Source organism: Empedobacter sp. UBA2044 (genome assembly GCF_002333005.1).
In the GTDB taxonomy this organism is placed as follows: domain Bacteria; phylum Bacteroidota; class Bacteroidia; order Flavobacteriales; family Weeksellaceae; genus Empedobacter; species Empedobacter falsenii_B.
Genome location: NZ_DDBA01000074.1, coordinates 1 through 10,687, shown reverse-complemented (window position 1 = coordinate 10,687; position 10,687 = coordinate 1). Strand labels below are relative to the sequence as shown.

At 32.0% G+C, this 10,687-nt stretch carries 11 protein-coding genes; 4 read left to right on the top strand and 7 right to left on the bottom strand.

The annotated features are described in order from the left end of the window. The first annotated feature begins 296 nt into the window (after positions 1–296). Complete coding sequence (locus B4E59_RS13510) at positions 297–854, top strand: nucleotide exchange factor GrpE (protein WP_286495822.1); 558 nt, start codon at positions 297–299, stop codon at positions 852–854. 14 nt (positions 855–868) lie between these two features. Further along, positions 869–1,993, top strand: coding sequence for a molecular chaperone DnaJ (gene dnaJ / locus B4E59_RS13505; protein ID WP_286495821.1), 1,125 nt, complete (start codon positions 869–871; stop codon positions 1,991–1,993). Positions 1,994–2,060: 67 nt separating this feature from the next. Here the strand turns inward: dnaJ and B4E59_RS13500 are convergent, their stop codons facing one another. The 4 genes from B4E59_RS13500 to B4E59_RS13485 all read right to left on the bottom strand — a co-directional run bounded on the left by B4E59_RS13500 (position 2,061) and on the right by B4E59_RS13485 (position 5,891). Next, the gene (locus tag B4E59_RS13500) at positions 2,061–2,426 is read right to left on the bottom strand and encodes a heavy-metal-associated domain-containing protein (protein WP_221856639.1); all 366 of its coding nucleotides are present in this window, start codon (positions 2,424–2,426) and stop codon (positions 2,061–2,063) included. Positions 2,427–2,448: 22 nt separating this feature from the next. Continuing rightward, entirely contained in the window at positions 2,449–4,701 is a 2,253-nt protein-coding gene (locus tag B4E59_RS13495; RefSeq protein ID WP_291053507.1) for a TonB-dependent receptor, read from the bottom strand. Between the two features lie 126 nt (positions 4,702–4,827). Beyond that, the gene (locus B4E59_RS13490) at positions 4,828–5,274 is read right to left on the bottom strand and encodes an HYC_CC_PP family protein (protein WP_291053504.1); all 447 of its coding nucleotides are present in this window, start codon (positions 5,272–5,274) and stop codon (positions 4,828–4,830) included. Positions 5,275–5,372: 98 nt separating this feature from the next. Beyond that, positions 5,373–5,891 (bottom strand): hypothetical protein, encoded by a 519-nt coding sequence (locus tag B4E59_RS13485; RefSeq protein ID WP_291053501.1) that lies wholly within the window; start codon positions 5,889–5,891, stop codon positions 5,373–5,375. 205 nt (positions 5,892–6,096) lie between these two features. Between B4E59_RS13485 and B4E59_RS13480 the strand changes: the two genes are divergently transcribed. Both B4E59_RS13480 and B4E59_RS13475 read left to right on the top strand, forming a co-directional pair. After that, positions 6,097–7,632 carry a glycine--tRNA ligase gene (locus B4E59_RS13480; protein ID WP_291053498.1) on the top strand — a complete coding sequence of 512 codons (1,536 nt, stop codon included), beginning with the start codon at positions 6,097–6,099 and terminating at the stop codon, positions 7,630–7,632. A 133-nt stretch (positions 7,633–7,765) separates the two neighbouring features. Then, the gene (locus B4E59_RS13475; RefSeq protein WP_125349050.1) at positions 7,766–8,107 is read left to right on the top strand and encodes a phage holin family protein; all 342 of its coding nucleotides are present in this window, start codon (positions 7,766–7,768) and stop codon (positions 8,105–8,107) included. Between the two features lie 223 nt (positions 8,108–8,330). Here the strand turns inward: B4E59_RS13475 and B4E59_RS13470 are convergent, their stop codons facing one another. From B4E59_RS13470 to B4E59_RS13460, 3 genes are read right to left on the bottom strand one after another with little or no spacing between them, the layout of a single operon-like run. Next, positions 8,331–8,744, bottom strand: a complete 414-nt coding sequence (locus B4E59_RS13470; protein ID WP_291053494.1) for a polysaccharide deacetylase family protein — start codon at positions 8,742–8,744, stop codon at positions 8,331–8,333. A gap of 2 nt (positions 8,745–8,746) precedes the next feature. After that, positions 8,747–8,923 carry a hypothetical protein gene (locus tag B4E59_RS13465; RefSeq protein ID WP_291053492.1) on the bottom strand — a complete coding sequence of 59 codons (177 nt, stop codon included), beginning with the start codon at positions 8,921–8,923 and terminating at the stop codon, positions 8,747–8,749. 40 nt (positions 8,924–8,963) lie between these two features. Continuing rightward, complete coding sequence (locus tag B4E59_RS13460) at positions 8,964–9,983, bottom strand: helix-turn-helix transcriptional regulator (RefSeq protein ID WP_286495816.1); 1,020 nt, start codon at positions 9,981–9,983, stop codon at positions 8,964–8,966. Positions 9,984–10,687 lie beyond the last annotated feature (704 nt).

Sequence of the window (10,687 nt, the reverse complement as noted above, 5' to 3'; positions counted from 1 at the left end):
AATCAAAATGCACAACGGGTTATACTAATTTTTTTCCAAAAAAATGGAAAGACAAAAAGACAGGCTAAGATAATTGTAAAGAATAAAATGTTTTTTTATACGCTCTTTGTCAAGTTGAATTCATTTCAACTTCGCATCCTCAAAGTAAAACTCAAATCAAAAAAAACTTTATACATTTACCGAAGCACTTCTCGCGACAGAAGTGCTTCTTTTTTATTTAAAATCTGACAAAACGACACATAATGGGCATTGGCAAACTATTTGATTCAATCAGAAACAAAAAAACTAATAAGAATATGTCTGACCAAAATATACACGAAGAATTAGAGAACGAGAATCTTCAAGAAAACGTTCAAGAGAGTGATAACACTGTAGAACAACCACAAGAAGAAACTGCTGGAAAGTCAGAATTAGAAATTGTTAAGGAACAATTAGCAAAAGAAAAAGACCAATATTTACGCTTATTTGCAGAGTTTGACAACTTCAAAAAACGTACTTCGCGCGAACGCATGGACATTTTCAAGACAGCAAATAAAGAAGTTATTACGTCTTTATTGCCTGTTTTAGACGATTTTGGACGCGCTTTAAATCAAATTGAAAAGTCTGGAGACGACAGCTTACATCAAGGTGTTGAATTAATCAATAATAAATTAGTAGAAACGTTACGTGCAAAAGGTTTGAAAGAAATGGAAACTAAAGCTGGAGACGATTTCAATACTGATTTACACGAAGCAATTACTCAAATTACTGCTCCAACAGAGGATTTAAAAGGAAAAATTGTAGACGTTGTAGAAACGGGTTATTTATTAAATGATGTGGTAGTTCGCTACGCTAAAGTTGTTGTTGGATTATAATTTAGATTAAGAAAATGTCATCAAAAAGAGATTATTACGAAATATTGCAGGTCGAAAGATCTGCAACATCAGAGCATATCAAGAAAGCCTATCGTAAACTTGCCATCAAATATCACCCTGACAAAAATCCTGGTGACAAAGAGGCAGAAGATAAATTTAAAGAAGCTGCAGAAGCTTACGAAGTTTTAAGCGACGACAACAAACGTGCACGTTACGACCAATTCGGACATGCAGGAATGGGCGGAGCTGCTGGCGCAGGATTCGGCGGTGGCGGCGGAATGAATATGGAAGATATTTTCTCTCATTTCGGCGATATCTTTGGAGGCGGAGGATTCGGTGGTGGATTTGGAGGTCAATCTCGTGGTCCACGTCGAATGAAAGGTTCTGATTTGCGTATTCGCGTAAAATTGAACTTAGAAGAAATGGTTAACGGTTGCGAAAAGAAAGTAAAAGTTAAACGTTTTAAACAAGCAGATGGCGTTACATCTAAAACATGTCCATCTTGTGGCGGTTCTGGACAACAAGTTCGTGTTACCAACACATTTTTAGGACAAATGCAAACTGCTACAACTTGTGGAACATGTCAAGGAGTAGGAAAAGTTGCAGACAAAATTCCTTCGGGAGCAAATAATCAAGGATTAATCAAAGTTGAGGAAACAATCGATCTTAAAATTCCTGCTGGAGCAAGAGAAGGAATTCAATTACAAGTTCGTGGAAAAGGTAACGATGCGCCTTTTGATGGTATTCCTGGTGATTTACTTGTTTTGATTGAAGAAGAAGAACACGATACATTAAAACGTGATGGAAACAACTTACATTTTGATTTGTATGTTTCTATTCCTGATGCTGTTTTAGGTGCTTCGAAAGAAATTCCGACGGTTAACGGAAAAGTGAAAATTAAAGTTGACAAAGGAACTCAATCAGGAAAAGTATTACGTTTAAAAGGTCAAGGTTTACCAGATTTGAACGGTTACGGAAAAGGTGATTTATTTGTGCATGTTAACATTTGGACACCAACTCATTTATCGAAAGATCAAGAAGCGTATTTTGAAAAAATGAGAGACGATGATCATTTCTCACCAGAACCTTCGAAAAATGAAAAATCATTCTTTGAACGTGTGAAAGATATGTTTCAGTAATTGAAAATCAAATGATATAAAAAAATCCATCTCAAATGAGATGGATTTTTTTATATTTTAAAATCTTTTAATGACTATGCGTGTTAGCTTCCCCAGCTGAACCTTCACGATCATACGAACAACAAGAAGGTAAACTTCCGTACACTTTTTCTTCTGCACGTTTATTATCAGTATCGTGTCCAACCGCTACTACAGCGTTTTCTACATCATCCACTTTACTCTTTTTTTCATTCAATATAATATGTAAATTTTGCGTATTACTATCCCATTCAGCAGATTTTACGCCTTTTACACCATAAGCCGCTCTTTCAATACGGTCTTTACATTGTCCACAATTTCCTTTAACGTGTAAATCGTGTTTCGCATTTTTATTTTGTGCTTGTGCGCTAATTCCTAAAGTCGCAACCAAAGCAAAGGCTAATAATTTTTTCATTATTTTATATTTTTTATGATTTTTATTTTAAACTAAATCTTAATCCAGCGTAATACATTTGTCCAAAAATTGGTGCATAAACAATCGAACTATCGAAATAATTTGAACCAAAAGGATTATCTGCTCCTAAAATTACGCGATGTTGTTGATAATTCGTTACATTTTCTCCTCCAATATATACTTCAAAATGTTTTGAAAAAACACGTGTAATCTGGAAATTAATTGTCCCAAATGGATTCGAATATTCATTCAACTGATTTTCTGGCAAATTATCTGATGTATTTGGTAAACGCTGTTTTCCAATCCAATTATACGTCGCATCAAAACGCCAATTTCTTCCATTTCTTTCATGTGTTTCATATTCAAGATTTGTAAAGAAACGATGCTTCGCTTGCAATGGACGTTCTAATTTTCCGTTTTCATAATCGGTTGCTATATCATAATATTTGTATGATGCTCTAATTTTGAAATGCGTAAATGGATTATAATTAAAATCGAATTGGAACGAATTTGCATACGAATCTCCTTCTAAATTATAAAACCTAACTTGGCGCGCTGAATAATCGATATCCGTCACAATTTGATTTTCGAAATCTGTTCGATAAAAATCTGCTGTAACATCAGCATTTTTTCCAAATAATTTGAATTCTTGAGTTACGCTAAATCCATAATTCCATGCAATTTCTGGATCTAAACCATATATTTTTCCATTTCCATCGCCCAAAATATTAAATTGTCTTGAAGAAGCAAATAAATTCTGATTTTCTGCAAATATATTATTGATTCGTTTTCCACGACCAACCGATGCTTTTATTGTTGTTCCTTTTACAGGTGTATAACGTGTATGCAAACGAGGTGTTAAGAAAAATCCCATTCGATTATGATAATCTCCACGAAGCCCAGCAATCATATTGAAATTCTTCATATTATCAAACGTATATTCGAAAAATGCTCCTGCAGAATTATCAATTCGATCATAATTCGCATCAATCGGAAGCGCTACAAATTCCTTGAATTTATTATACGTAAAACTCGCTCCTGTAGAGAATTTATTTTTTGTATTGCTAATAATCGAACTGAAAATATAGTTGGAATAAAAACTTTGTTGCTCAATATCATATTGATTCAATCCAAAGTAAGAATCTTGTTTATGATAGCTAAACGCCGTTTGTAATCCCATACTTTGATAAGGCATTTCTGGAAAAACATACCCAATTTTTGACGAAACATCCACACGATTTGTATTGATTTCTGACCCCCAATAATTTGTTGTTAATTTATCACGATCTTTATCAAAATCAACTTGTCCTGCTTGTTTTGTATCATTCAAATATCTTGCAGATAAAAATCCAACCCAACCTTTTTCTAAGTTTTGATATTGCCAACGATTCATCACATTAACTTGATGTCCAAGCGGATTATCTAAAAACCCATCATCGTTCATATCATTCTTCGAAACGCGTGCATTTCCATGCATAAACAAAGAAGTACTCCATTTATCATTCAATTTTTTGTTCAAATGCACATTCCCTTCGAAGCGCGAATCTGTAGAACCATAAAGATTCACAAACAACGGAATATCATTTGAAGGTTTGATTAATTCTGTATTAATCTGTCCAGAAATACTTTCGTAACCATTAATCACTGTACCTGCACCTTTCGTCACTTGAATACTTTCTACCCAAGTTCCTGGTGTAAAACTAAGCCCAAAAGCTTGAGAAGCTCCACGAACATTTGGTATATTTTCTTCTGCAATCAAAATATAAGGCGATGTTAAACCTAACATTTTAATTTGCTTATTTCCTGTCACAGCATCAGAAAAATTAACATCAATAGAAGGATTTGTCTCGAAAGATTCAGCTAAATTACAACAAGCCGCTTTCAACAATTCCTTTCCTGTCATTGTCGTCATATTAGTTGCAAACTTCGATTTTTTAAGCGAACTGCTTGTATCACGAACCACAACTTCATTCAACGAAGTATCCCCAAAATGATCTTTTACATTGATGGTGATATTCTGAAATTCGTATTTTAATTCCTTAAAAGTTGTCGTTTCATTGTCATAAAAAACACCTAAAATTGAGGTTGGTTGATAATTTTCGATCTCAAAGTTTCCCTTTTCATCTGTAATAACAGAAATATCTGACGATTGCCAAAACACTTCTGCTCCAACGATTGGTTGTTGATTTTGATCTGTAATTTTTCCCTTTAATGTAGATTGTGCGTAAGAAAACGCAGCACTTAGTATAAATCCTAAAGTGAATATTTTTTTCATTTTTACGATTTAAGGCATAATGCCTATTTATTATTGTGTACTTGTTGATTAGATTTTCATCAAATACTTTAATATTCAGATAATAGTTTATTGTTTTCTGATTGATTTAATCAAAAACAACAGACATTATCCTTCGTAAAATGTTAATTGAGAATTGAGAATATAATTTGGCGGCGCATTTGACGCAACATAAAAATCAAGAAAATTTGATTGATTGCTCACCTTTTCATCTTGAATCGAAATTCTAATTTGAAGAATTTCAGAAGCTAAAAAACTTATCGGAACAAGTTTCTGTATTTTGACAGTTTGCTTTTCTACAAACTTATCCGAATAAGAAATATCCTTGCAACAATCGTCTTTTTTAGACTTATTGTTTTCTGGTAATTCGCAATGTTTTTTTTCTGTTTTTGGAGGGCAACACGAAGTAGAAACTTCCATTTCGTGTGAATTATTATCCAAATGATTCAACTTCACTTGCTCAACCACTCCTTGACAAAAGTGCATAGAAAATGCGTAGCTAAGATTTGAAAAAATCAAAACCACCGACAAAACATACTTTATGTACTGTTGCATTTTCATGTTGGACAAAAATAAACAAAAAATTCAAATCAAAACAAACTGAAATTTATATCATTTTCCAAGTTCCTTATAGAATTTTCAGTTTTACTAAATTATCTTTTCGGTTGCTTGTTGGTCGGTATATTAATAATTCCAGAACCATTTACTAACGATTTATTATTCTCGTTAACAACTTTCAAAACGACTTCAAAATCTTGCCAATCTACTCCTTGTAAAGTCACCAAATCTGTTGCTTTATCAATCGATTTTATTTTAAATCCTTTATCCGGAAAATCTTGTCCATCGACAATCGGATCAAAATCTAAACCAACTTCTGGCTCAACTTTATAAGCAGAATCTTGCACAAATTTATATCGATCTTTAAAATTTTGCGTCAACAATTCGTTTTGTTTAATATACTCATCTTGATTTATTTTAACAATTGTATCCATAATATAATCCACATAATTATTCATAAAATCAAGCGCAACATTATAATTAACATCTGATTCTTTAACCGAATCTTTCACTTCATTTTCAACTTTATTTTCTGTAGACGAAGAAGATGAATTGTTAGAATTACAACTTGCAACAAAACTTAATAATAGAATAGGAAGAATAAACTTTTTCATACGGTTATCATTTTTTTTATGATTTAAAAGTATGTTTTTTTGATTGAAATTGAAATAATCCGATTTTATAAAATCAATCATTCCGCTAATAATCTTCTCAAAAATTAGAATAAGTGCTTAAAGCCTTACGATTTTATCAAAATATACCTCAATAGTCATCAAAAATCACTAAAATTGCACTTTAAATAAGAACACACAATTAATTATGTCAGAAGATATTTTCAAGAAAGTAGTTTCTCATGCGAAAGAATATGGTTTCATTTTTCAATCGAGTGAGATTTATGATGGATTATCAGCCGTTTACGATTATGGTCAAAACGGAGCTGAGCTAAAAAATAACATCAAACAATATTGGTGGAAAGCAATGGTACAAATGCACGAAAACATTGTCGGCATTGATTCTGCTATTTTTATGCACCCTACTACTTGGAAAGCTTCGGGCCACGTTGACGCATTTAATGATCCTTTGATTGATAACAAAGATTCTAAAAAACGTTACCGTGCCGATGTTTTAATTGAAGATTATTGTGCGAAAATTGAAGGTAAAATCGAGAAAGAAGTTGCAAAAGCTGCAAAACGTTTCGGTGATGCTTTTGATAAAGATCAATTTGTTGCGACAAATCCTCGTGTTGTAGAATATCAAAATCAAATCAATACAATTTTAGCGCGCATGGGAAAATCTTTGGAAAACGAAGATTTAGATGACGTAAAAGCTTTGATTGAAGAATTAGAAATTGCTGATCCTGTAACTGGTTCTAAAAACTGGACTGAAGTTCGTCAATTCAACTTGATGTTCGGAACTAAATTAGGAGCGACAGCTGATCAAGCAATGGATTTATATTTACGTCCAGAAACGGCTCAAGGTATTTTCTTAAATTACTTGAACGTACAAAAATCTGGTCGTATGAAATTACCATTCGGAATTGCTCAAATTGGTAAAGCTTTCCGTAATGAGATTGTTGCACGTCAATTTATTTTCCGTCAACGTGAGTTTGAACAAATGGAAATGCAATTTTTCGTAAAACCAGGAACAGAGTTAGATTGGTATGAAAAATGGAAAGAAACGCGTTTACGTTGGCACCAAACATTAGGTTTAGGAAATGAAAATTACCGTTTCCATGATCACGAAAAGTTAGCGCACTACGCAAATGCTGCAGCTGATATTGAGTTTAAATTCCCATTCGGATTCAAAGAATTAGAAGGAATTCACTCTCGTACAGATTTCGATTTGAAAGCTCACGAACAACATTCAGGTAAAAAAATTCAATATTTCGATAACGAAACAAACGAATCGTACACACCTTATGTTGTAGAAACTTCTGTAGGTTTGGATCGTATGTTCTTAGCAGTTTTCTCAAATTCATTGAAAGAAGAAGTTTTAGAAGATGGATCAGAACGTGTTGTATTATCTTTACCAGCTGCATTAGCGCCAATTAAAGCTGCAGTTTTACCATTGGTAAAGAAAGATGGTTTACCTGAATTAGCGAAAGAAATTTTGAAGAAATTACGTTTAGATTACAACGTAATGTACGAAGAAAAAGATACTATCGGTAAACGTTACCGTCGTATGGATGCGATTGGAACACCTTTCTGTATCACTGTTGACCACGATTCATTAAACGATAATTCTGTTACTTTACGTTACCGTGATACAATGGAGCAAAAACGTGTTAATATTAATGAGTTAGCTCAAATTATCGACAAAGAAGTCAACATGAAATATCTTTTTGAACAATTATAAAAAGAGAATTTTTCAATACAATAAAGCAAAAGCTCAGAAATTTCTGAGCTTTTTTTATTTTTTATTAAAATTTTTAACAATTTGGCAAAGCTTTTGATTTTAATTAGATATATTAATCTAAAAAATACAAATTATGGGCTTTATTATTAATCTTTTGGTATCAGCATTAGTTGTTTTCGGACTTGCTAACATTTTACCTGGAGTATCTGTAAAAGGATATGGTTCTGCGATTATTGTTGCACTTGTTATCGGACTTTTAAACGCTATTGTAAAACCAATTTTAAACATTATTAGTTTACCTGTAACAATCTTAACATTAGGTTTATTTTCTTTTGTGATTACAGCAATTATTATCTTATTAGCAAGCGCAATTATGGGAGATAGTTTCCATGTTGACGGATTCTGGTACGCATTATTATTTGGTATTGTTTTAGCAATTGTCAATTCTTTAGTTGGAGGAATGATGGGAGACTAATTTATACAGATTATTACATATAAAAAGCTGTCCAAAATTGGACAGCTTTTGTATTTTATAAAAGTTTTATTGAGGATAAAATTTTATTTGCTCAAAAATATAGTTATCATGTTTTTTTAAGAAGATCAACCAATTTTTTCAATTCGGACTCTTCCCATTTATTCTGAAACATCTCATCATGAATTAACATAACTATATTATTATTTGCAAAGGTCTTATTCGATTATAATTGATTAACAATTTGTTTATAAATCGCTTGAACAGATTGCACCGGTGTTCCATCTTTTCCATGATGCGTCCATTCCAAATCCCAACCAATAACTTTATAACCCAACTTTGCTAAACCATCAGCCGTTTGTACACCAGAAGCTCCATCATTCTTCGATTTTCCGTCCAATCTCCACATGTTTCTTCCTGGTAAACGAACAATTTTATCTTGTAATTTTAGTATCGATTGGTTTTTCAAAATATCCTCAACCGACGTTTGCTCGTTACTATAAAACTTTTTGTATTGATCATTCGCATGCGTCCAACTATGATTACATTCTTCGATGTACGGATTATCTTCGTAATATTTAAAATAATTCGTCATTGTTTTATTTTTCTCCACATGTTCTCCAACAAGAAAAACAGTCACTTTTAACTTCTCATTTTTAAAACCTCATCAATATTTTCACTTCCATTCAAAGGCCCATCATCAAAAGTTAAATAGATATATTTCTTCACAAAATCACTCGCTTTCTGTGCAAACGAACTTGTCGAGAAGATTAATAAAAAGACACTCAAAAGTGTCATTATTCTTTTATTCCATATCATTTAAGTTAATTTTTAATGAATTAAATGTATGAAAGAAATTCTATTTTTTATATTTTTCTAATGCTCTTTCTAATCGTGTTTTGATTCTTTTTTTCACTAATCTTGGAGCAAGAATTTCTATTTCTTCTCCAAATCCTAAAAGTTCTCGTTCCAACTCAAAATTATGTACAACTTCTATCGAAAATAAAGTTCCTTCGTCCGTCACTTCCAACACTTTTTGCGTCGCATGAATTGGTTTTGTCACCACATAAGGCGCTAATTTTTTATTCACACGAAAAACAACACGCTGCTCTCTTTCTTTCACACTTTTCGTTACACCAATCGCATTGTTATAATACGTATCAAAATTAATTTCTTGCTCATCGACAAAAGGTTCATTTGCCAATTCATAAAACTCAACAATTCTATCCAAAGCCAACGTATACAAATTTTTATCTTTTCTCGATTTAGCTAATAAAAACCAGCGATTACGGTATTCTTTCAACAAATACGGATAATAAACTTGTTGTTTTGGCTCTTTACTTTTTGAGGTAAAAGATTGATACGAAATCAGCAAAGGTTGTTTCTTTACAATTGCTTGATACAACCGGTTCAAATGTTCTAAACCTTTTAATAATGGATTTTCTTCGAACTGAATATAATTTGGTTGTTGATGAGTTTGCTTGGATAAATTATTTTCGAGACGAGTAATAATCTCGTTCATATCATCAAAATAATTAAACCCATTCAATTGTTTCATCACCGAAATCACTTCTTTCATTTTATCTAAATCTGCAGACGAAACAGGCGAATTATGGATCGAATAATCATGATCTTTATATTCATAAAACTTTTTTTCTCGAACAACAATTGGCGCATTATAACCCAATTTATCACTTCGCATCACCTGAATGTCGCCCTGAATTGTACGTTTCGAAACGCCAGAAGTTATTCCTTCGTATTCATACAAAGCTTCCGAAACTTTTTCTATTAAATCTTCTAATCTCCATTTTCTGAAATGATTTTGAAGACATTTATCGATCGTTTGATAACGTATTAATGCAATTTTATTGGTTGCCATGGTTGATTTCTTTCTTCAATACTACAAATTTCAAATCAAAGTACGCAATCTATTTGCGTAGAAATTTTCACTTCAAATTTTATTCAAAATATTTTCAATATAAAATCCTCTATTCATCATCATTTACAAATTATTTCGAAAAAATATTTTATTGCGCAATTCATTCGCACACTTCTACTCCAACTTTGTCAAAGGTTTAAAAACCAAACGATTTTAATTATTCCTTGACAAATGTTTCAGTATAGCATTGTAGTAGAAATTGTTTCATCACTTCTATTCTGAATAATTAAAATCTCCAGCGGATGGGTCGTAGGTTCGATTCCTACTTTCAGGAAACTGAAATAGCTCAGTGGGTAGAGCAATTCACACAGACTTTAATCTGTTTATCGCCCGAAAGGGTACCATTGGAAACAAAAGCTAAAAAGTTTTCTTTTCGAATAGAGAATATATTTCCTAGAAATGAATTTGAAATAAGATCAAAAACTTGTTTAAAACCTGAATTTGAAACTTTAGTTGATGATTGATTTCAAAAGTTTAAAAATAAAAAATCAAGTCAAAATGATTTGAAAAAAGTTAAAAGTAAGAAATCAAAAGAAGCTGCTCAAACTTCAAATTCCGTTTTAAAAAAGGAAAATGATTTAGCTTTTTTATTAGAAAATTTAAAAAAAAGATTCTTCGATAAACTCCTTTAGATTTGAAAATCT